The 21,604-nt window shown below is 68.3% G+C and carries 20 protein-coding genes and 1 pseudogene; 5 read left to right on the top strand and 16 right to left on the bottom strand.

Annotated features, from left to right (window positions below; translation table 11 throughout):
* The 3 genes and pseudogenes from QMZ26_RS07125 to birA form a co-directional block, all read right to left on the bottom strand.
* A pseudogene (locus QMZ26_RS07125) lies at window positions 1–225 on the bottom strand (SPOR domain-containing protein); the annotation flags it as partial.
* A 10-nt stretch (window positions 226–235) separates the two neighbouring features.
* Complete coding sequence (locus QMZ26_RS07120) at window positions 236–967, bottom strand: type III pantothenate kinase (protein ID WP_283221019.1); 732 nt, start codon at window positions 965–967, stop codon at window positions 236–238.
* The gene (birA, locus tag QMZ26_RS07115; RefSeq protein ID WP_200733088.1) at window positions 964–1,929 is read right to left on the bottom strand and encodes a bifunctional biotin--[acetyl-CoA-carboxylase] ligase/biotin operon repressor BirA; all 966 of its coding nucleotides are present in this window, start codon (window positions 1,927–1,929) and stop codon (window positions 964–966) included. Before birA ends, QMZ26_RS07120 begins: the two co-directional genes overlap by 4 nt.
* 142 nt (window positions 1,930–2,071) lie before the next feature.
* Here birA and QMZ26_RS07110 point away from each other — a divergent pair, with 142 nt between their 5' ends.
* Both QMZ26_RS07110 and QMZ26_RS07105 read left to right on the top strand, forming a co-directional pair.
* Complete coding sequence (locus QMZ26_RS07110) at window positions 2,072–2,356, top strand: hypothetical protein (protein ID WP_079224897.1); 285 nt, start codon at window positions 2,072–2,074, stop codon at window positions 2,354–2,356.
* Window positions 2,323–3,111 carry a M90 family metallopeptidase gene (locus QMZ26_RS07105; protein WP_283221018.1) on the top strand — a complete coding sequence of 263 codons (789 nt, stop codon included), beginning with the start codon at window positions 2,323–2,325 and terminating at the stop codon, window positions 3,109–3,111. The genes QMZ26_RS07110 and QMZ26_RS07105 overlap by 34 nt, the downstream gene beginning before the upstream one ends.
* Window positions 3,112–3,214: 103 nt before the next feature.
* Here the strand turns inward: QMZ26_RS07105 and QMZ26_RS07100 are convergent, their stop codons facing one another.
* The 6 genes from QMZ26_RS07100 to QMZ26_RS07075 form a co-directional block, all read right to left on the bottom strand.
* The gene (locus QMZ26_RS07100) at window positions 3,215–4,639 is read right to left on the bottom strand and encodes a sensor histidine kinase (RefSeq protein ID WP_079224893.1); all 1,425 of its coding nucleotides are present in this window, start codon (window positions 4,637–4,639) and stop codon (window positions 3,215–3,217) included.
* Between the two features lie 22 nt (window positions 4,640–4,661).
* Entirely contained in the window at window positions 4,662–5,345 is a 684-nt protein-coding gene (locus tag QMZ26_RS07095; protein ID WP_079224892.1) for a response regulator transcription factor, read from the bottom strand.
* A gap of 71 nt (window positions 5,346–5,416) precedes the next feature.
* A complete protein-coding gene (locus QMZ26_RS07090) occupies window positions 5,417–5,806 on the bottom strand; it encodes a hypothetical protein (protein ID WP_283221017.1) in 390 nt (129 codons plus the stop codon).
* 213 nt (window positions 5,807–6,019) lie between these two features.
* Entirely contained in the window at window positions 6,020–7,051 is a 1,032-nt protein-coding gene (gene dusA / locus QMZ26_RS07085) for a tRNA dihydrouridine(20/20a) synthase DusA (RefSeq protein ID WP_079224888.1), read from the bottom strand.
* Window positions 7,052–7,148: 97 nt separating this feature from the next.
* Window positions 7,149–7,583, bottom strand: coding sequence for a hypothetical protein (locus QMZ26_RS07080; protein ID WP_283221016.1), 435 nt, complete (start codon window positions 7,581–7,583; stop codon window positions 7,149–7,151).
* A gap of 115 nt (window positions 7,584–7,698) precedes the next feature.
* A complete protein-coding gene (locus QMZ26_RS07075) occupies window positions 7,699–9,153 on the bottom strand; it encodes a SulP family inorganic anion transporter (RefSeq protein ID WP_283221015.1) in 1,455 nt (484 codons plus the stop codon).
* Window positions 9,154–9,385: 232 nt separating this feature from the next.
* On the opposite strand from QMZ26_RS07075, the gene QMZ26_RS07070 reads away from it, so the two are divergent.
* Complete coding sequence (locus QMZ26_RS07070; protein WP_283221014.1) at window positions 9,386–10,342, top strand: cation transporter; 957 nt, start codon at window positions 9,386–9,388, stop codon at window positions 10,340–10,342.
* A 109-nt stretch (window positions 10,343–10,451) separates the two neighbouring features.
* Window positions 10,452–10,877 (top strand): organic hydroperoxide resistance protein, encoded by a 426-nt coding sequence (locus tag QMZ26_RS07065; RefSeq protein ID WP_283221013.1) that lies wholly within the window; start codon window positions 10,452–10,454, stop codon window positions 10,875–10,877.
* 173 nt (window positions 10,878–11,050) lie between these two features.
* Here the strand turns inward: QMZ26_RS07065 and mmsB are convergent, their stop codons facing one another.
* From mmsB to QMZ26_RS07040, 5 genes are read right to left on the bottom strand one after another with little or no spacing between them, the layout of a single operon-like run.
* Window positions 11,051–11,941 carry a 3-hydroxyisobutyrate dehydrogenase gene (mmsB, locus tag QMZ26_RS07060; protein ID WP_079224879.1) on the bottom strand — a complete coding sequence of 297 codons (891 nt, stop codon included), beginning with the start codon at window positions 11,939–11,941 and terminating at the stop codon, window positions 11,051–11,053.
* On the bottom strand, window positions 11,938–13,113 hold the full coding sequence (locus QMZ26_RS07055; protein WP_283221012.1) for an enoyl-CoA hydratase/isomerase family protein: 1,176 nt from the start codon (window positions 13,111–13,113) through the stop codon (window positions 11,938–11,940). The genes mmsB and QMZ26_RS07055 overlap by 4 nt, the downstream gene beginning before the upstream one ends.
* Window positions 13,110–13,907 (bottom strand): enoyl-CoA hydratase, encoded by a 798-nt coding sequence (locus tag QMZ26_RS07050; protein ID WP_079224875.1) that lies wholly within the window; start codon window positions 13,905–13,907, stop codon window positions 13,110–13,112. Before QMZ26_RS07050 ends, QMZ26_RS07055 begins: the two co-directional genes overlap by 4 nt.
* Window positions 13,904–15,070, bottom strand: a complete 1,167-nt coding sequence (locus QMZ26_RS07045) for an acyl-CoA dehydrogenase family protein (RefSeq protein WP_283221010.1) — start codon at window positions 15,068–15,070, stop codon at window positions 13,904–13,906. The genes QMZ26_RS07050 and QMZ26_RS07045 overlap by 4 nt, the downstream gene beginning before the upstream one ends.
* A gap of 14 nt (window positions 15,071–15,084) precedes the next feature.
* Entirely contained in the window at window positions 15,085–16,590 is a 1,506-nt protein-coding gene (locus tag QMZ26_RS07040; protein ID WP_283221009.1) for a CoA-acylating methylmalonate-semialdehyde dehydrogenase, read from the bottom strand.
* A 114-nt stretch (window positions 16,591–16,704) separates the two neighbouring features.
* Here QMZ26_RS07040 and QMZ26_RS07035 point away from each other — a divergent pair, with 114 nt between their 5' ends.
* Entirely contained in the window at window positions 16,705–18,072 is a 1,368-nt protein-coding gene (locus tag QMZ26_RS07035) for a short-chain fatty acyl-CoA regulator family protein (protein ID WP_283221008.1), read from the top strand.
* A gap of 1,136 nt (window positions 18,073–19,208) precedes the next feature.
* Here QMZ26_RS07035 and QMZ26_RS07030 read toward each other — a convergent pair.
* Together QMZ26_RS07030 and QMZ26_RS07025 are read right to left on the bottom strand one after the other, a co-directional pair.
* Window positions 19,209–19,646: a hypothetical protein gene (locus QMZ26_RS07030; RefSeq protein WP_283221007.1), complete on the bottom strand. Its 438-nt coding sequence runs from the start codon at window positions 19,644–19,646 to the stop codon at window positions 19,209–19,211.
* A 43-nt stretch (window positions 19,647–19,689) separates the two neighbouring features.
* The gene (locus QMZ26_RS07025) at window positions 19,690–21,564 is read right to left on the bottom strand and encodes a patatin-like phospholipase family protein (protein WP_283221005.1); all 1,875 of its coding nucleotides are present in this window, start codon (window positions 21,562–21,564) and stop codon (window positions 19,690–19,692) included.
* Window positions 21,565–21,604: the final 40 nt, after the last annotated feature.

Genomic DNA, 21,604 nt, shown 5'->3' with positions numbered 1-21,604 from the left:
GGCGCTGGGCGCGGCCTCGCGCTCCTGCAGGGCTTCGGTGGGCGTGGCGGCGCTGGTCTGGGCCACGGCAGCGGCATCGGTGCCGCCCGGCAGCCAGCGCAGCTCGGCCACGCCGGTGGCGGGCTGGGGCGGCGTGGCCGGCGCGGGTTCACTGCGCAGCAGCCACCAGCTGGCGACGCCTACGTTGAGGATGGCCAGCACGACGATCAGGGCACGGGTCAGCATGCTGCCGATACTAGCCTGCGGGCTGGTGCACCGCCCAGCGGGCGAGGCCGTCCAGCACCAGCGACGGGTGGTAGTCGGCGCCGTCCAGCAGCGGCATCAGCGCGGGTGCGCCGCCGCCATGCACCAGCAGCGCGGGGGCCACGCCCAGCAGCGCCTGCGCGTGGCGGGCACTGCGTTCCACCAGCGCCACGGCAGCACCGTCGCAGCCGGAGGCCAGCGCATCGGCGGTGTCGTTGGCGAATTCGCTGTAGTCGCCGCCACTGACCGGCAGCTGCACCGCACGCGCGTGCAGCGCTTCGCGCATGGTGGTGGGCGAAGCGGAAATGCGGCCACCGTGGTGCTGGCCGTCGGCGTCGAGCAGATCGATGGTCAGCGCGGTGCCCACGCCCACCACCAGCACCGGGCGGCGCGCGGTAGCGGCGGCCAGCAGCGCCAGGAAACGATCGACGCCGAATTTTTCCGGCTTGGCGTAGGCAATGCGCACGCCCGCGCATTCGGCACTGGTGCGCACCACGCGCACATCGCCGAAGCGGGCCTGCAGCTGCTGCAGCATGGCGGTGGTCAGCGACGGTGCGGCCACGCTGGCAACAAAGGCGGTGCCGCCCGTGGGCAGGCTGTGCGGCGGCTGTGCGGCCATGCCTTCGGCGCCATGCGCCCAGGCCTGCACATCGCCGGCACGGTCACCCTGCAATGGCGCGAACTTGAAGCGCGAATTGCCAAGGTCGAACAACCAATCGCTCATGCCTTCCTCACGCTCACTTCGCCGGCGTGCAGCAGGCGCTCGTGGCCATCGATGCGCACGCGCAGGGCGCCGTCATCGGCCAGGCCCAGGGCGGTGCCGTGCTGCCATTGGCCTTCCAGCTCCACGCGCACCTCGCGACCGGCCAGCATGTCGAAGGCGGCATAGCGTGGCAGGAACGGGGCCAGGCCCTCGCGGTCGAAGACCTCCAGCGCCGGCAGCAGGCGCGCCAGCACGGCGGCCACCACCACGTTGCGGTCCACGTGGGTACCGGCCAGGGTGTCCAGGTCCACCCACGGCTGGGTGATCTGTTCGGCGAAGGCCGGCGGCATGTGCACGTTGATGCCGATACCGATGACCGCACGCGCCGGGCCGGCGTACTCGCCGCCGCCCTCGGCCAGCAGGCCGACCAGCTTGCGGCCGTCCACCAGCACATCGTTGGGCCACTTCAGCTGCGCCTGGGTGTAGCCCAGGTCGTGCAGGGCCTCGGCCACGGCGATGCCGGCCACCAGGCTGAGCCCAGCCAGGCGGCCCAGGCCGCCGGAGAACAGCCGCAGCACCGAGAGGTAGACGTGGGCAGCCAGCGGCGAGGCCCAGCTGCGGCCGCGACGCCCACGGCCGCCGGTCTGGCGCTCGGCCAGCAGGACGCAAACGCCGCGCTGTGGCGCGCTGCAGCGCAGCAATTCGGCATTGGTGGAATCCACCGTCCAGGCCACCTGCAGCTCATGCAACAGGGCCACGGCGTCGTCGGGCAGGTGCGCGCGGATGGCCGCCGGGTCCAGCAGCTCCAGCGGCTGGCTCAGGCCGTAGCCCTCGCCTGCGCGGCCTTCGATGCCCACACCGGCAGCCCTAAGTCCTTGAATACGCTTCCAAATGGCCGCCCGGGTCTGGCCCAGCTCACGGGCCAGGGCGTCGCCGGACAGGCGACCGGCAGCGAGTTTGGCCAGCAATTGGCGATCGTCCACGGCAGCTTCCACAAGGTCAGAACGGAATTATGCGGGAAAGCCGCCAGCGACGCCCGCGGGGTGCCGGGGGCGGGGCTTCCAATCCGGGGCCGGGTTCGGGCTAGAATCGGGAACTCACCCTCCCTTAACGTGGATGTCGTCAATGCGCCGTTATGCCCATTGCCTGATCCTGCTGACGATGCCCTTTGCGGCGTCGGCGACGGCATCGCTGGACGACAGCCGTGGGGGCTGCGTGTACTCCACCCCGGACGCCGCTTCGCAGCGTGCTGCCACGTCCACCGCTTCGGCCACCGCAGCCAAGCCGGCGCCGGTACGGCCGGCGGCCAGCAGCGCCACCAGCAGTGGCGGCGGTGGCAGCGATGACGATGTGCTGCAGCGCATCCGCGCGCCGAAGTGGCACAGCTACCTGCCGGGTATGTTCCGCTGATCAAGTCGTTGCTGCAGTGGCTGCGGCCTGCGCCGCGGCCGATCGAAGATGCGGTGTGGAATGAAGCCTGCGGCCGCGCCGCCTGGCTGCGGGGCCTGGGTGATGCGCGCCGTGCGCGCCTGCGCGTGCTGGCCACCCGCTTCCTGCATGAGAAGACCATCACCCCGATTGGCGAGCTGCAGCTGCAGGAGGCCGATGGCGTGCTGCTGGCCGCGCTGTGCTGCCTGCCGCTGCTGGAATTCGGCGAAGTCGGGCTGGAGGGCTGGTCGCAGCTGATCGTCTACCCCGACGCCTTCCGCGTGCACCGCAGCCACATGGATGCGGCCGGCGTGCTGCACGAGTGGGATGACGAGCTGATTGGCGAATCGTGGGACAGCGGGCCGTTGATCCTGTCGTGGGCCGACGTGCAGGCCGACCTGGCCGCGCCGCACGAGGGCTACTGCGTGGCCGTGCATGAAATGGTGCACAAGCTGGATGCGCTGGATGGCGCGATGGACGGCACCCCGCCGTTGCCGCGTGCGTGGCAGCGCGAGTGGGCGGCGGCGTTCCAGCAGTCCTACGACGCGTTCTGCGCGCAGGTGGATGCTGGCGTGGAGACGTTGATCGACCCGTATGCGGCCGAGGCGCCGGAGGAGTTCTTCGCGGTGGCCAGCGAGTACCACTTCTCCGCGCCGGATCTGCTGGCGCAGGCGCTGCCGAAGGTAGCCGCGCACCTGCGGCGGTTCTATGGCGAGCCGCCGGCAATGGCCGATTGATTCATCCGTTCGCCGGGCATGGCCCGGCGCTACCTGCGGGCGCGTCGACCGGTGGCGCCGGGCCACGCCCGGCGGATCGACGTGCAGTCGAGCAAGCTCGACTTTACGGCCCTGGAGGCAGGCGCACTTCGAAGCGGGCGCCGCCCAGTTCGCTGGAACGGGCCACCAGCAGCTCGCCGCGGTAATCCTTGATCAGGTCCTGCACGATCGACAGGCCGATGCCGTGGCCCTGCACGCGCTCATCGCCGCGCACGCCACGCTGCAGCACCTTGCCGATGTCTTCCGGGGCGATGCCCGGGCCATCGTCGTCCACCGCCAGCAGCAGGCCGGCGCGGCGCGCGTTGGGTGCCGGCAGCGGCTGTGCGGTCAGCAGCACGCGGCGCTTGGCCCACTTGAAGGCGTTTTCCAGCAGGTTGCCCAGCAGTTCCTGCAGGTCGCCCGGTTCGCCGTGGAAACGCGCGGCCGGGTCGATGTCGAATTCGCACAGCACGCCCTTCGACGCGTAGACCTTTTCCAGGCCACGCACGATTTCCTCGGCGTTGGATTCCACCGGCAGCGGCGCGGAGAACAGCTTGTGGCCCGACGAGGCGGCACGCGCCAGCTGGTAGGACACCAGGTTGTTCATGCGCTGCAGCTGCACGTCCAGTTCCTCGCGCAGGGCGCCATCGCCGGCACCGCTGTCCATCTGCGTGCGCAGCACGGCGATGGGCGTCTTCAGGCTGTGCGCCAGGTCGGCCAGGGTGTTGCGCTGGCGCTCGAGGTTCTCGCGCTCGCTCTCGATGAAGGCATTGATGCTGTCGGTCAGCGGTTCCAGCTCGCGCGGGTGGCGCTCGCTCATGCGCTCGGTCTCGCCGCGCTGCACCTTGGTCAGCTCCGTGATGACCCGGCGCAACGGGCGCAGGCTCCACTGCAGGATGACGGTCTGCAGCAGCAGCAGGATCAGGCCGATGCCGCCCAGGTAGAACCAGACCCGGCTGCGGAACACACGCAGCTGCGCGCCCAGCGCGCGCGAGTCTTCCATCACGTAGATGGTGTAGGGGAATTCGGTGGCGGGGTCGGCGTCGGCATCCCACACCAGGCCCAGGCCGTAGCGGTACACCGAGCCCTGGCTGCCGTCGATCTGGATCATCGGCAACGGGCCTTCGAACACTTCCTGGCGCGGGGCCAGCAGGCCGCCGCCCACGGTGGGCAGCATCGGGCCTTCGGCGGACATCGAATTGCCCTTGCCGTCCGGCATCACCACCTGCAGGTACAGGCCACTGCCGGGCACGTCGAAGCGCGGATCCGGCGGCTGCTCGCGGATGTACAGCGAGCGGTCGCGGGTGAAATCGATGCCGGCCGCGTAGGCCGTGGCGTAGTTCTTCAGGCGCTCACGCAGGTTCGCCTTCGCCGTATCGGCGAAGGCGGCATCCAGCGCGTAACCGGCCAGGGCCAGGAACGCGACCAGGCCCACGGACGCGGCGAACAGCTGGCGCGCCTGCAGTGAGCGCGGCCGCCAGCGTCGGAAGAACCACAGACGGCCGGACATCGTTTATCGCCTTGTGAAAGGCTCAGCCCTCGTTGCGCGGGATCGCGAAACGGTAGCCGCGGCCACGCACGGTCTCGATCGGCTTCAGTTCGCCGTCCGGGTCCAGCTTCTTGCGCAGGCGGCCGATGAACACTTCCAGCACGTTCGAGTCGCGGTCGAAATCCTGCTGGTAGATGTGCTCGGTGAGGTCGGCCTTGGAGACCAGTTCACCGGCATGCATCATCAGGTATTCCAGCACCTTGTACTCGTAGCTGGTCAGGTCGACATTGCTGCCGGTGACGCTGACCGTCTGTGCTGCCAGATCCAGGGCAACCGGACCGCATTCCAGGGTCGGCTTGCTCCAGCCAGCGGCGCGGCGCAGCAGCGCGTTGACGCGGGCCAGCAGTTCTTCCACATGGAACGGCTTGACCAGGTAATCGTCGGCGCCCTGCTTGAGGCCTTCGACCTTGTCCTGCCAGCTCGAACGCGCGGTCAGGATCAGCACCGGGAACTTCTTGCCCTCATCGCGCAGGGCCTTGATCAGCTCCATGCCCGACATCTTGGGCAGGCCCAGGTCGATGATGCCGACGTCGAACGGCACTTCGCGGCCCATATAAAGGCCTTCCTCGCCGTCCTGTGCAGCATCGACGGCAAAACCTTCGCGCTTGAGCCGGGCTGCCAGGGTCTCACGCAGCGGGGCTTCGTCTTCGACCAGAAGGATACGCATGAACTCTCCCTAGTGTCCTGGGTGTGGCCCGGAGGCCAGTGGGTACGGTGTATTACGGCAACTATCCCTGTTCAGGGGTTATCGCCGCGTAGTGATGACATATCCGACCGCGGCGTGCGCGGCTGTGAACGTGCCGGGGCGGGATCGTCCATGTAGCGGACGCGGCCCCGGTCATCCATGTATTTGACCCGGTTGATGTCCCTGCCATCGAACGGCACGCGCTCGGCGCCGAGGATGTGGCCACCGGTGGAGCGCTGCACCCGGCGCACAGCATCGGACAACGAACGATCATCGCCACGGCCACCACGATCCATCATGTCCGCGCGCATGGCTGCACGCGGCTCACCGCCACCACCACCACCGCGCGGTGGCTGCTGGGCCATCGCTGCAGAAAGGGGGGCAGCCGCCAGGACCACGCAGGTGGCCAGGGCAATGCGGCGGTGGAAGGGAGCGGAAGACATCGATGCGATCCTAGCCGAGCACGGCGATTCGTTCAAAAGTCGTAAATCCGGAGCGCCGGATACGGAACCCGGCCTTTACATTTCCTTTGCAAATGATTGGTTTGGCGCGGTGAATCCGATCTGAACTTTTCCGGGTGCTCTCCGGCGTCGTTCATCTAAGTGAACATTCGGGACGAATCTACGTGCCTTGTCAAGTCAGGAACGTGACTGCGGTCACGCTGCAGCACGGTCCGATGCGCGCTCGGTGACCGCCAGCGCCTGCTCGATCAGCGCCCAGTCGGCGCCGGGGCGGTGTGCGCCCTCGCTCAGCACCTGCCGGAAGGCGCGGCCGCCCGGCTGGCCATGGAACAGGCCCAGCAGGTGGCGGGTGATGTGCTTCAGGGCCAGGCCCTCGCCCAGGCGTGCCTCGATGTACGGGCGCAGCGCGCGCAGCAGTTCGCCACGCGGGCGCAGCGCGGCGCCGGTCTGCAGCGCCTCCAGCTGATGCAGCAGGTAGGGGTCGTGGTAGGCCGCGCGGCCCAGCATCACGCCATCGACGTGCGCGGCCTGGGCCTGCACCGCCTCCACCGTGGCCAGACCGCCGTTGATGACCACCGGCAGCGCCGGGCGCGCCTGCTTGAGGCGGTAGGCCCAGTCGTACTTCAGCGGCGGAACCTCGCGGTTCTCCTTCGGCGACAGGCCCTTCAGCCAGGCGTTGCGCGCATGCACCACGACCATGGCGGCACCGGCGGCGACCTGGCGGTCGACGAAGCCGGCGAACACCTCGTAATCGTTGTCCTCGTCCACGCCCAGGCGGCACTTCACCGTCACCGGGATGTCCACCGCCGCAACCATCGCGGCCACGCACTCGGCCACCAGCGCCGGTTCGCGCATCAGGCAGGCACCGAAGCGCCCGGCCTGCACGCGGTCGGACGGGCATCCACAGTTGAGGTTGACCTCGTCGTAGCCCCAGTCGGCGGCGATGCGCGCGGCCTGCGCCAGCAGGGCCGGATCGCTGCCGCCCAGCTGCAGGGCCAGCGGCTGTTCGCTGGCATCGAAGCCGAGCAGGCGCTCGCGATCGCCGTGGATGACCGCGTTGGCGTGCACCATCTCGGTGTACAGCCGCGCACCCGGCGCCAGCACGCGGTGGAACACGCGGCAGTGGCGGTCGGTCCAATCCATCATGGGGGCAACGGACAGGCGCAGGGAATCGGCGTAACGGGCGGTGGCGGACGTCATCGGGGTGTTGATCGTGGAGACTGGCATTGCCAGTGAGATCAATAGTTTACACCGCGTGGCTGAATCTGCCCGCGCTGGCGCGGCGGGGCGCTGCCCGACGTCCGCGCCAGCGGCTGGCATCCCGTCAGAGTTCCTGCGGGCGCTCCGGCTCGATCACCGGCGCGTGCATCTCGTAGTCGGTCTGCTTCCAGCCGCCGCCGTCTCCCGACACCCATTGCAACGTCCAGGTCTCGATGAAGCCGCCAGGCAATGCGTTGGTGATGGTGATCCGCTCGCCAGGCGCACCGGACCCTGGCAGCGGAACGGGCGTCGTCGCGCCCGCACGAGCCAGGGCGTCGTACCCGACCCGGCGTTGGCGCACGGTCAGCCTTCCCGGCTCCATCACCCGGCGGTCCGCATCTGGAAGACCGTCCAGCCAACCCATGATCGCCGTTGCTTCGCGGGTACCGGCCCGATGATGTGACACGTGCTCGACGAACGCCGTCGGCGTCCCGGCGCCCGCGACGGCCGGTACCGGGGCCAGGCCAAGGGCCAGCAGCGGTGCGAGAAGAAGCGACATGTTCCTGCGTCCTGCCATTGTTCATTCCATGAGGTGTGCGCGATTGCACGCTACCAGCATGGGTTGCCCAGGGACATCAATCCATCAGGAAAATTGCAGTTCTACGCGCGACGGCTCAATGCCCGCCGCGCGCGCCGCCCACCTGCTCGATGAGGGTCTGGCTGGCGGCATTGAGGCCCACCACCGTCACCTGCGCACCATGCGCGGCCAGCTTTTCCTGTGCGCGCTCCAGCGCGGCCACGGCGGTCAGGTCCCACAGATGGGCGTCGCGCAGGTCGATCTGTACGTTCGGCGCGACGTGCTGGTAGTCGAAGGCCGCGCCGAGCTGGCCAGCCGAGGCAAAGAACACCTGCCCGCGTACGCGGTACACCTGGGTATCCGCCGCGTCCTCACGCTGCACGTCCAGCATGCGGCCCACCTTGCGGGCGAAGAACAGCGCCGACAGCAGCACGCCGCTGAGCACGCCCTTGGCCAGATCGTGGGTGGCCACGGTGACCACCACGGTCAGCAGCATCACCGCAGACGAGCTGCGCGGATGCGTGCGCAGGTCGCGCAGCGAGCGCCAGCTGAAAGTGCCGATGCTGACCATGATCATCACCGCCACCAGCGCGGCCATCGGGATCTGCCGCACCAGGTCGCTGCCGTACACCACCAGCACCAGCAGCAGTGCGCCGGCCACCAGGCAGGACAGGCGGCCGCGGCCACCGGAGGTCACGTTGATGACCGACTGGCCGATCATCGCGCAGCCGGCCATGCCGCCGAGGAAGCCGGTGACCGTGTTGGCCACGCCCTGGCCGACACATTCGCGGTTGCGCTCGCTGGGCGTCTCGGTGATGTCCTCGACGATCTGCAGGGTCATCATCGATTCGAGCAGGCCCACCACGGCCAGCGTGGCCGACACCGGCAGCAGGATGCGCAGGGTTTCCCAGGTGAGGGGCACATCGGGGATGAGGAAGTGCGGCAGGCTGTCGGGCAGCTGGCCCATGTCGCCCACGCTGCGCACGTCCACGCCGAAGCCGATGACCACGGCGGTGAGCACGACGATGGCGACCAGCGGCGACGGCACGGCGCGGGTGATGCGCGGCAGCAGGTAGATGATGGCCAGCGCGGCGGCGCACAGCACATAGACGGTGGGGCCGCGGCCGATCAGTTCGGGCATCTGCGCCAGGAAAATGAGGATGGCCAGCGCGTTGACGAAACCGGTGATGACCGAGCGCGAGACGAAGCGCATCAGCGAGCCGAGCTTGAACACGCCAGCCAGCACCTGCAGCAGGCCGGCCAGGATGCTGGCGGCGAACAGGTACTGCAGGCCGTGGTCCTTGACCAGATCGACCATCACCAGCGCCATGGCGCCGGTGGCAGCGGAAATCATGCCCGGGCGGCCGCCAGCGATGGCGGTGACCACCGCGATCGAGAACGCGGCATACAGGCCGACCTTGGGGTCGACGCCAGCGATGAGCGAGAAGGCGATGGCCTCGGGAATCAGGGCCAGGGCGACGACCATGCCGGACAGCAGGTCGCCACGGATGTTGCCGAGCCATTGCTGGCGCAGCGGGTAGGACGTTTGCATGGGAAAACTCCGCGCGCACGGGCAAAGGGCCACGTGGCGCTGCAGTGGAAAGACACGGGTTCCTGAGCCGGGCGGGCCGGCTGCCGGGGTGCGGCAAGGGTCAGGGTGGCGTGATCACTGCAGGCGGGTGTCGGTACGTGGGAGGCGCGCAGTCTACGGGAACAGCCCCGGCGCGGATAGCGCGGGGGGCGGTTGAACGCTGGGTGACATGGCGCGGCCCTACAATCGGGCCATGGCCCTGCCCTCGTCCCGTTTCTTCGATCCCGCCACCGAACAGGGCGTGCTGCGCCTGTCCATTGCCTTCTCGCTGGCGGTCGCGCTGGCCGGGGTGGTGTTCGGCCTGCTGGCCAATTCTTCGCTGATCATCTTCGACGGCATCTACGGCCTGATCGATGTGGTGATGACCTGGCTGTCGCTGCTGGTGGCGCGCCTGATCGCGCTGTCCACGCAGACCGATGCGCTGCAGTCGCGGCTCAACCAGCGTTTCACCATGGGCTTCTGGCACCTGGAGCCGATCGTGCTGGGGGTGAGCGGCCTGCTGATGATCGGCGCGGCGCTGTATGCGCTGGTCAACGCGGTGGATGCGCTGATGTCCGGCGGGCGCCATATCGCGCTGGGGCCGGCGATTGTGTTCGGCGTGGTGTCACTGCTGGCAGAGAGTGCGTTCGGCGCCTTCGTGTGGCGCGCCAACCGCCGCATCGGTTCGGACTTCATCGCCCTGGATGCAAAGAACTGGGTGATCGCCGCCAGCATGTCGGCCTGCTACGTGGCCGCGTTCGTGGGCGGGGTGCTGGTGCAGGGCACATCGCTGGCCTGGGTCGGGCCCTATATCGATCCGGCCATCCTGGCGGTGGTCTGCCTGTTCGTGATGGTGGCGCCGCTGGGCACGGTGCGGCGGGCGCTGGCCGGCATCCTGCTGGTGACCCCGCCGGACCTGCAGGCGCACGTGGACGCCGTGGCGCGGGACATCGTGGCCCGCCATGGCTTCGTCGAACACCGCAGCTACGTGGCCCAGGTCGGCCGTGGCGAGCAGATCGAGCTGTTCTTCGTGGTGCGCGAGGACGACCCGCCGCGGCCCCTGGTGGAGTGGGACCAGCTGCGCGATGAGATCGGCGATGCACTGGGCGAAGCGTCCCCGGACCGCTGGCTGACCATCATGTTCACCACCGACCGCGAGTGGACGATCTAGGCCGACAGGACGATTAGTCAAATATTCAGGACGAACTATCACCCATCGTCCTGAAGGAACGGGCAAAGTAGACCCATCGAAACACCCACCCACTGACCAGGAGCATCCCATGTCCATCGAAAAGGTTCTGTACACCGCCCAGGCCACCTCCACCGGCGGCCGTGAAGGCCGTTCGGTCTCCTCCGACAACGTGCTGGACATCCAGCTGTCGACCCCGCGCGAGCTGGGCGGCGCTGGCGGCCCGGGCACCAACCCGGAACAGCTGTTCGCGGCTGGTTACTCGGCCTGCTTCCTGGGCGCGCTGAAGTTCGTGGCCGGCCAGGCAAAGGTCGCCCTGCCGGCCGACACCACCGTCACCGGTAAGGTGGGCATCGGCCAGATCCCGACCGGTTTCGGCATCGAAGCCGAGCTGACCATCAACGCCCCGGGCGTGCCGCGCGAGCAGCTGGAAGAACTGGTGGAGAAGGCGCACATCGTCTGCCCGTACTCCAACGCCACCCGCGGCAACATCGACGTGACGCTGATCGTTGCCTGATGCGGTGATGCCGGCCAGCGGCCGGCACTACCACGGCAAGAGCAAAAAAATGGGCGGATGCCGGTCGAAACCGGGCATCCGCCCATCCCACCTCGGGTGGGCCCCGGCACATGGCCGGGGACGCATTTGCTTGTGTAGCGCCGAGCATGGGCTCGGCTCTACACGTTCAAGCCTTACTTCTCGCTCGTGATGAGCTGCACGACGCTGGAGAAATCCAGCTTGCCGCGGCCGGCCTGGTGGTTCATCGAGTACAGGTTGCGGGCCACTTCGCCCAGCGGGATCGAGGCGCCGACGCTCATCGCCGCTTCCACCGCCAGGCCCATGTCCTTCAGCATCAGATCGCTGCCGAAGCCGCCGCTGTAGCCGCGCGAGGCCGGGGCGTTTTCCAGCACGCCCGGCCACGGGTTGCACACTTCGGTGGCCCAGCTGCGGCCGGTGCTCACCGCCATCATCTGCGACAGCACCTTCGGGTCCAGCCCGTGCGCCACGCCCAGAGCGATGGCTTCACCGGTGACGGCCATGATCACGCCCAGCGCCATGTTGTTGCACAGCTTGGCCACCTGGCCGGCGCCGCTGGCACCGACGTGGAAGATGTTCTTGCCCATGGCCTGCAGCACCGGGCGCGCACGTTCCAGTGCGTCCTCTTCGCCACCGACGATGAAGGTGAGGGTGCCGGCCTGTGCGCCGGCGGTACCGCCGGACACCGGTGCATCGAGCATCTGCAGGCCACGTGCGGCAGCGGCTTCGGACACCTTGCGGGCGCTGGCCGGGGCGATGGTGCTGCAGTCGATGACCAGCGCACCGGCCGGGATCGCGGCGAGGATGCCATCCTCGCCCAGGTACACGCCTTCGACATGGCGGCTGGCCGGCAGCATCGAGATCACGACTTCGGCATCGGCCAGGGTGTCACGGGCCGACGGTGCGGCGCTGGCACCGGCATCGACGGCGGCCTGGACGGCAGCCGGCACCAGGTCGAACACGCGCACGGTGTGGCCGTTCTTGACCAGGTTGGCGGCCATCGGGCCACCCATGTTGCCCAACCCGATGAATGCAATGCGGCTCATGCAAGGCTCCTTTCAGCAAGGGGAGTGCCCAGGTCGGCCAGCGGATGCGCGGCGTCGGCCCAGGGGGAAACGAAGAATGTCTGCGCCCACGCGGCGGTGGCCTCGGCCAGGGTGGCCGGGTTCCACTGCGGGTTGCGGTCCTTGTCGATCAGCAGCGCGCGGATGCCTTCGGCGAAATCGCCGTGGGCTGCGCAATGCAGCGCGGTGATGTATTCCAGGCGGTAGACGCTGGCCAGGTCCTGGCCGGCGCTGCGGCGCTGCAGCTCGAAGGCCAGCCGCGCCGAACCGGGTGCACCGGCGGCGAGGGTCTTCTGTGCGGCCTGAAGCCAGGCATCGTCGGTCTGCAGGCTGCTGATGCGGTCGATGATTGCGGACAGGTCATCGCCTTCGCACAGCGCGTCAACCTGCGCGGCGTTGGCCAGCAGCGGGCCGGTCGCGGCGTCGCTGGCATGCGACTGCAGCAGATGATCCAGGCGTTCGTGGTTGTGCGCGGCGTCGCTGGACCAGGCCACCTGCAGCAGCGCATCGAACACTGCGCTGCGGCGGTCTTCCGCCACGTGCACATCGGCCAGGCCGGCATAGATGGCATCGCCCGGGTTGAGCAGCGCACCGGTCAGGGCCAGGAACAGGCCGCCCTTGCCCGGCACGCGCGGCAGCAGCCAGCTGCCACCGACATCGGGGAACAGGCCGACGGTGATTTCCGGGAAGGCCAGCTTGGAACGCTCGCTGACCACGCGGTGGCTGGCGCCGGACATCAGGCCGATGCCACCGCCCATCACGATGCCGTGGCCCCAGCACAGGATCGGCTTGGCGTAGGTGTGGATGAGGTAATCAACGCGGTACTCGACGTCGAAGAACTCGGCGGCGTAGTCGTTTTCGCGGATATCGCCGTGGCCAGCCTCGCGGAAGGCGACCATGGCCTTGTACAGGCTGTGCAGGTCACCACCGGCGCAGAACGCCTTTTCGCCCGCACCCTGCAGCACCACCATCGCGATGGCCTCGTCATCGGCCCAGGCGTTCAACTGCTTCAGCAGCAGGTGTGCCATCGGCAGCGAGAAGCCATTGAGCGTGCGCGGCGCGTTGAGGGTGGCGATGCCGATGCGCGTGCCGTTGCCGGCCACGCGCTCTTCGAACAGCACCGGTGCGTCGTCGGCAACGGTGTCGGCGGTCATGCGTTCTTCCACTGCGCGGCGCGCTTTTCAAGGAAGGCGGTCACGCCCTCGACCTGGTCGGCGGTGTCGAACAGGTCGACGAAGGCTTCGCGCTCGGCCACCAGCGCCGAGGCGTGGGTGCCGGTGCGGGTGGACTGCACCAGGGTCTTGCAGGCGGCGATGCTGGTCGGGCTCTGCTTGCCGGCCTTCTTCGCCCATTCCAGCGCCAGTGCCTTGGCTTCGCCCTTGCCGACTTTCTCTTCGGCCAGGCCGATGCGCAGCGCGGTTTCCGCGTTGACGCGCTCGCCCAGCAGGATCATGCGCTTGGCCCAGCCCTCGCCCACCAGGCGCGGCAGGTTCTGGGTGCCACCGGCGCACGGCAGCAGGCCGACGGTGGCCTCCGGCAGCGCGACCTGGGCGTGGTCTTCGATGATGCGCAGGTCACAGGCCAGCGCGCATTCCAGGCCACCGCCCATGGCGTAGCCGTTGATGGCGGCGATCGACACGCCACGGAACGCGGACAGCGCTTCGAAGGCTTCACCGAAGCGACGCGCGGCTTCGCGTGCGGCGCCCTTGTCGCCCGAGGCGAACTGGTTGAGGTCGGCGCCGGCGGAGAAGAACTTCTCGCCGTCACCGGTGATCACCAGCGCGTAGATGTCGCGGTCTGCGTTGAGCGCGCCCACCAGGTCGCGCAGCGCGGCCAAGCTGTGCACGGTCCAGGTGTGCGCCGGCGGGTTGTGCAGGGTGACCACGGCGGTGTGGCCATCGGCCTCGACCTTCAGGCCAACGTGCTCCTGGGTACGCCAATCCTTCATCGCAGTTCCTCTTCGGTGTTGAGCAGGTGGCGGGCAACGATCACCCGCATGATCTCGTTGGTGCCTTCCAGGATCTGGTGCACGCGGCTGTCGCGCAGCAGGCGCTCGATCGGGTATTCGCGGATGTAGCCGTAGCCGCCGTGGATCTGCAGCGCTTCGTTGCAGATCTTGAAGCCGGCATCAGTGGCGAAGCGCTTGGCCATCGCGCACCACACGTTGGCATCGCTGGCACCAGCGTCGAGCTTGCGCGCAGCCGAATGCACCATCTGCCGCGCGGCCACCAGTTCGATGGCCATGTCGGCCAGCTTGAACTGCAGCGCCTGGAAATCGGCCAGCGCCTTGCCGAACTGGCGGCGCTCGCCCATGTAGCGGCGTGCGGCATCCAGCGCGCCCTGCGCGGCACCCAGCGAGCAGGCGGCGATGTTGATGCGGCCGCCGTCCAGCCCCTTCATCGCCAGCTTGAAGCCGCCGCCTTCCTCTCCCAGAAGGTGGCTGACCGGCACGCGGACGTTCTCGAAGGTGATGCCACGGGTGGGCTGGCTGTTCCAGCCCATCTTCTCTTCCTTGCGGCCATAGCTGATGCCCGGCAGGTCGGCCGGCACCGCGATGGCGCTGACACCGCCTGCACCGGCACCGCCGGTACGCGCCATCACCACCAGCAGTTCGGTGGCACCGGCGCCGGAAATGAAGGCCTTGGAGCCGTTCAGCACATAGAAGTCACCGTCGCGCACGGCGGTGGTCTTCAACGAAGCAGCATCCGAGCCAGCGCCCGGTTCGGTCAGGCAGTACGAGGCCAGCTTGCTGCCCGAGGACAGGTCGGTGCCCCACGCATCACGCAGTCCGGCCTGGCCCCATTTGGAGACCATCCACGAAGCCATGTTGTGGATGCTGATGTACGCCGCGGTCGACGGATCGACGTTGGCGAGCTCCTCGATGACGACGGCGGCGTCCAGGCGGCTGAGGCCGCTGCCGCCGACTTCCGGGTCCATGTACAGACCACAGAAGCCCAGTTCACCGGCCTTGGCGATCGCCTCGCGCGGAAAGATGCCCTCCGCATCCCATCGCGCGGCGTGCGGCGCCAGTTCGGCCTGTGCGAAGTCACGCGCGGCTTCGCGGTACGCCTGCTGCGCTTCTTCCTGGTCCGTCGTCATCGAGTGGCTCATGGCTGCTCCTGCCCTTACTTCAGGCTGATGGTGGTGTTGACGCCGTGGCTCAGCGTCTCGTCATCGAACCAGCGTGCGGTGACGGTCTTGGTCTGGGTGTAGAACAGCACCACCTGCTTGCCGTACGGGCCCAGGTCGCCCAGCTTGGAGGCGCGCGAACCGGTGAACGAGAACAGCGGCACCGGCACCGGGATCGGCACGTTGATGCCGACCTGGCCGACGTCGATGTCTTCCTGGAAGCGACGGGCCGCCGCGCCGGACTGGGTGAACAGCGCGGTGCCGTTGCCGTTCGGGTTGCCGTTGACCATGGCGATGGCCTCGTCCAGCGTTTCCGCTTCGAGGATGACCAGCACCGGCCCGAAGATTTCTTCCTGGTAGATGCGCATGTCGGTGGTGACACCGGCAAAGATGGTCGGGCCGACGAAGTTGCCCTTCTCGAAACCATCGACCTGCGGCTTGCGGCCGTCCAGCACCAGCTTGGCGCCCTGCTCCACGCCGGAGGCGATCAGGCCTTCCACGCGCTCGCGGGCGCTGCAGGAAATGACCGGGCCGACGTCGGTGCCGGACACGGTGCCGCCGCTGACCTTGAGGGTCTGCGCCTTGGCCACCAGGTCCTGCACCCAGTTGCGCGCTTCACCCACCAGCACCAGGGTGGAGGCGGCCATACAGCGCTGGCCGGCCGCACCGAAGGCGGCGCCGACCATCGCGTTGAGGGTCTGTTCCTTGTTGGCGTCCGGCAGCACCACGGCGTGGTTCTTGGCGCCCATCATGCACTGCACGCGCTTGCCGGCCAGCGAGGCGCGGTTGTAGACGTGGGTGCCGACGCGGGTGGAGCCGACGAACGACACGGCCTTGATGTCCGGGTGGTCGCAGATCGCGTTGACCACTTCCTCGCCACCGTGGACGACGTTCAGCACGCCCTTCGGAATGCCGGCTTCCAGCGCCAGTTCAACCAGGCGCATGGTCACCATCGGGTCCTGCTCGGACGGCTTGAGGATGAAGGTGTTGCCGGTGGCGATCGCCATCGGGAACATCCACAGCGGGATCATCGCCGGGAAGTTGAACGGGGTGATGCCGGCGCACACGCCCAGCGGCTGCATGATGCTGTAGGTGTCCACGCCGTTGGCCACGTTGTTGGCCAGCTCGCCCAGCTGCAGGTTGCCGATGGCAGCGGCGTGCTCAACCACTTCCAGGCCGCGGAACACATCGCCTTCCGCGTCCGGCAGGGTCTTGCCCTGTTCGGCGGTGAGGATGTGGGCCAGCTCGCTCATGTTCTCGCGGATCAGCTGCTGGTACTTCAGGAAGATGCGCGCACGGGTGCCGATCGGGGTCTTGCGCCAGGTCTTGAAGGCTTCCTTGGCGGCAGCAACGGCGGCATCCACTTCGCTGGTGGTGGCGAACGGCACCTGGGCCAGCACGTCCTGGGTGGCCGGATTGATCACGTCCTGCCAGTGGGAGGTGGCCGATTCGACGAACTGGCCATCGATCAGCATGCGGATACGGGGCGCTGCAACAGTCATGACGACAATCCCACTGGCTCGAAAGATGCTTGGCATTATTCACAGCACCCTCCTCGATTTCCGGCCTGAATCCGCTTAATCTGGCCAACACGCCAGACGATTCATGTTAATTCTGTGAATTCCCAGCCTTCACAACGCCAGCTGGGCCTGCGCCTGCTGCGCCTGCGCGAGCAGCGTGGCTACAGCCAGGTGGACCTGGCCCGTGCCCTGGGCCTGTCGGCCAGTTACCTGAACCAGATCGAGCGCAACAAGCGCCCGCTGACCCCGGCCGTTCAGAAGAAGCTGGGCGAGGTGTTGGGCGACGTTTCTGCCCTGTTCGACGATGATGAGCCCGCCGCGTTGCAGGAGGCGCTGGGCGAGACCCTGCGCGACCTCGGCCTGGCGGAGGTGAGCGCGACCGAGCTGCGGGCACTGGCCGGCAACCTGCCGCAGGTCAGCCGCGCCCTGCTGGACCTGCATCGCCGCCACCTGGCCCTGCGCGAGCACGCCGCCGCGCTGGAGTTCCAGCTGGGCGAGCCCGAGGCCGGCAGCACCCTGCCCGCCGGCGACCAGGTGCGCGAGTTCTTCAACCGCATGCACAACCACATCCCCGAGCTGGACGAGCTGGCCGAGCGCCTGTTCGCCGAGTGGGGACTGTCACCCGGGCACGTGGCGCCGCGCCTGCGCCAGCTGCTGGCCGACCGCCACGGCGTGCTGGTGGAAGTGGCCGCGCTGCAGGCCGGGCGCGAGAAGCGCCAGTTCGATGCCGGTGCGCGCCGGCTGTGGCTGCCCGATTACCTGGAGCCGGGCCAGCAGGCGTTCCAGATGGCGGCCGAGCTGGCCCTGCACGGTTACCTGCCGCAGATCGATGCGGTGATCGCGCGCGCGGGCTTCCACGACGAGGCGCGCATCGCGCAGGCGCGGATCGGCCTGTCGAATTACTTCGCCGGTGCGCTGGTGATGCCGTACATGCGCTTCCTGCGTGCGGCCGAGGCCAGCAGCTATGACATCGAACTGCTGGCGCATCAGTTCGGCGTGGGCTTCGAGGCGGTGTGTCATCGGCTGAGCACGCTGGCGCGGCGCAGTGCGCCGGGGCTGCCGTTCTTCTTCATCCGCGTGGACCGTGCGGGCAATGTGTCCAAGCGCCATTCGGCCACCGATTTCCATTTTTCGCAGGTGGGTGGGTCGTGCCCGCTGTGGATCGTCTACGAGGCGTTCAACCAGCCGGGGCGCATCCTGACGCAGACCGCGCGCATGCCCGATGGGCGACGCCACTTCTGGCTGGCGCGGCAGGTCAGCAGCGGGCCGGTGGGCCATGGCCAGCCGCGCAAGACGTTCGCGGTGGCGCTGGGGTGCGACCTGCAGCATGCGGAGCGGTTGGTGTATTCGCTGGGGCTGGATGTGCAGAGCCCGGGCAACTCGGTGTCGATCGGCCCGGGGTGCCGGGTGTGCCCGCGCGAGGACTGCATGCAGCGCGCGTTTGCGCAGTTGCCGGGGAGGTAGGGGGGTTTTGCAGGGCTGCGCCCTGCACCCGCGGTAGTGCCGGCCGCTGGCCGGCAACCTCAACAGCAAGAGCTGGCTTTCCGTGGGTTGGCGGGGTGGGTCCGGTTGAGGGGGACGCCGTAAACCCGTCCATGGGGGCTTGGTCGCGGCATCCATGCCGCTCACACCCCCTCAACCGGACCCACCCCGCCTTCGACAGTTTCCCGCGAGCTGTTGGAACCTGATGCTGATGGTGATGGTGATGGTGATGGTGGGTGCCGACCGTTGGTCGGCACGCTCTGGCCGTGCGCGAAATGCATCCACGCGTGGCGTGGCTCTACTGGTAGGTGCCGACCGTTGGTCGGCACGCTCTGGTCCTGTGCGAAATGCATCCACGCGTGGCGTGGATCTACCGCCCTGGTGGGTGCCGACCGTTGGTCGGCACGATCCAGCCGTGCGCGAAATGCATCCACGCGTGGCGTGGATCTACCGCCCTGGTTGGTGCCGACCGTTGGTCGGCACGATCCATCCGTGTGCGAAGTGCATCCACGCATGGCGTGGATCTACCGGTGGGTGCCGACCGTTGGTCGGCACGCTCTGGCCGTGCGCGAAATGCATCCACGCGTGGCGTGGATCTACCGCCCTGGTGGGTGCCGACCGTTGGTCGGCACGATCCATCCGTGTGCGAAGTGCATCCACGCGTGGCGTGGATCTACTGGTAGGTGCCGACCGTTGGTCGGCACGATCCGGCCCTGCGCGAAATGCATCCACGCGTGGCGTGGATCTACCGGTAGGTGCCCACCGTTGGTTGGCACGATCCAGCCGTGCGCGAAATGCATCCACGCGTGGCGTGGCTCTACTGGTAGGTGCCGACCGTTGGTCGGCACGATCCATCCGTGCGCGAAATGCATCCACGCGTGGCGTGGATCTACCGCCCTGGTGGGTGCCGACCGTTGGTCGGCACGATCCATCCGTGTGCGAAGTGCATCCACGCATGGCGTGGATCTACCGCCCTGGTGGGTGCCGACCGTTGGTCGGCACGATCCGGCCCTGCGCGAAGTGCATCCACGCGTGGCGTGGAGCTACCGGTAGGTGCCGACCGTTGGTCGGCACGCTCTGGCCGTGCGCGAAGTGCATCCACGCGTGGCGTGGCTCTACTAATCCCAGAACACGGTCAGTGCGCGATGGCCTGCGGAAGGCACGGGGGCATCAATGTGCTGCCCGTACGGCCAGCCTTCGCCAACGCCGTCGCACTCCAGGCCCTGCAGCCAGCCTTCCACGGTTGCGGCGTCGGCGCGGGTCAGTACGTGCACGTTCTCGGCGGCCGGCCATTCGCTGTCATCTTCCAGTGCACTTCCCCAGTCCTGGTGCAGGCCCACGTACACGCCCTCCACTTCCGGCTTTGCGGCTATCGCGGCCAGGCGTGCGTACAGCTCGGCAATCGGCGGGCGGCCGTAACCCCACTGGTTCGGTGCGATGCACTCTTCGAAATCGTTGCCTTCGAAGTACGCGGCCAGCGGCACCACCGGCAGGTGGTCCGGATCCCGGGCATCGAGGCGTTCCAGCAGGTCCAGCAGGTGTTGGCGGGAGGACATGAAGCGTTCCTTGCAGTGGGGGCCGCGATTGTATCGGTCGCGCTCAGTAGATCGGCGTCACCTTCATCTGCGGCAGCGGGCGCGGTGCACCGTCGGTCAGATCCGGGCCCAGGTCTTCCCACGTGCGGCCCTGCTCCACCATCTGCGCCCACAACTGCTGTGACCCGCGACGCTTGTCTTCCGAACCCAGCTTGTACGACGGCGCCACCGGCTCACCATTGGCGACGATGGAATACGCCGCGCGGTAGGCCAGTACCTGTTGCGCCGGGTCATCGGTGCGCGCCACTTCCAGCGTGTAGCGCTGGTAGGCCGAAGCGAGGTTGCGCCAGCGGATCCAGTAGTGGTTCTCGAACGAGAACGCGCAGAAGCGTGCGCCGGCCAGGCTGCCCTTGTCGGCAATGCGGCTCAGCACCTCCTGTGGCATGTCCAGGTTCATGCCCCCTTCGTCGCCCTGCAGGCTGACGTGCACGATGCGGTCGCGGTAGCCCGGTGCGCGTGCCTGCAGCAGGTCACGCCAGTTCTGCATGGTGGCCACCACCGCAAACAGGAAGCGGCCCAGCTCGGCCGCGGCCAGCGGCGTGGCGATGGACTGGTAATGGCGCTGCCAGCCATGGCGGTTCTCGGTGGGCAGCACCACGGCGCGCTCCAGCGCCTGCTGGCCGGTGGTGCCGTGGCTGACATCCTCGGCATGCTGCGGGTAGACCAGGTTGATGGCGAAGGTCGGCCAGCGCGGCATCGCCGCGTCGAACAGGTGGATGGGGAAGTTGCTGCTGATGCCACCATCGGAGAACCAGCAGATGCGGAACGCGGTGATGACCGGCCCGCAGGACTGGCCGGCACTGGTCAGGCCTTCCATGCTGTCGGCCACGTTGTGTTCGGCATCAGGGGTGGCCGGTGACGGCGCGCAGCGGCGCTCGCGGCGCGCCGGCTCATGCAGCGGCACCGCACTGATCAACAGCGGGAAGCTCAGGCTCATCCGCGTGGCCACCAGTACCGGCAGCTGCGGGCCCTGTGGCAGGTGGTAGTACTGCCGTCCTTCCACGTCCACCGGCGTGCCGGCGTGGTCGACCAGCCACTGCACCACGCTGGCCGGGAACAGCTGCTCGAACTCTTCGCGCAGGAACCAGAACTGCGCACCGCCCAGCGGCAGCGTGCGCGGTTCGTTGTGCGACACGCAGGTGGTGATCATCTGCAGGCTGATGGCATGCGGGCTCTCCGGCTCGCCGGCATAACGCGGTGCATCGTGCAGATCGGCAAAGGTGAGCGGTGCGTCCAGCGGCTTGCCGGACAGTTCCTGCAGGCTCTGGTGCAGCCATTCGGTCAGTGCCGGCTTGCGTGCATCGCGGCCCAGGCCGCTGCACAGGCCCAGCAGGTTGCGCCGTGCCACCCGCGCCACCCGCAGCGCGGCACCGGCCACGCCGGCGCCATAGGCACACAGCAGCGACGGCAGCAGGGTGGCGGCCACGCCGCTCCAGCCACCGCCCCACCAGCCCAGGCCCAGCAGCAGCGCCAGCGACACCAGCACTTCCAGCGGAGCGATCTCGAACACGGCCACCGCCAGGCACAACAGCTTGCGCGGCCACCCGTAGCCGCCGGTCAGCGCCACCAGCAGCCGGTAGGCCGCCCGCGCGCCGCGTGCCGGCTGGAACAGGCTGTAGATGAAGCCGCGCCGCGACAACTGCGCTGACACCCCAGACAGGCCGCCGTAACCGGTGCCGTCGGCCAGGTGCTCGCCCGCCTGCTGGCGGCGATCGCCATACGCCGCCGCGGCCGCCACCGCCGCCGCAATGGCGCCGGCCGAGGTGCCGCCGATGCTCTTGAACCGGTAATCGCGGGCCAGCGCCAGTACCGCATTGGGGTACACGATGCCGCTGGTGATGCCGCCCTTCATGACCAGATCGCAGTACTTGTCTGCCACTACCCTGCCCCCGCTGACTGTGCCTGAGATGCCACCCGAC

The organism is Stenotrophomonas sp. PFBMAA-4, from assembly GCF_030053215.1.
Lineage (GTDB): Bacteria > Pseudomonadota > Gammaproteobacteria > Xanthomonadales > Xanthomonadaceae > Stenotrophomonas.
This window is presented reverse-complemented; position numbering and strand designations above follow the sequence as displayed.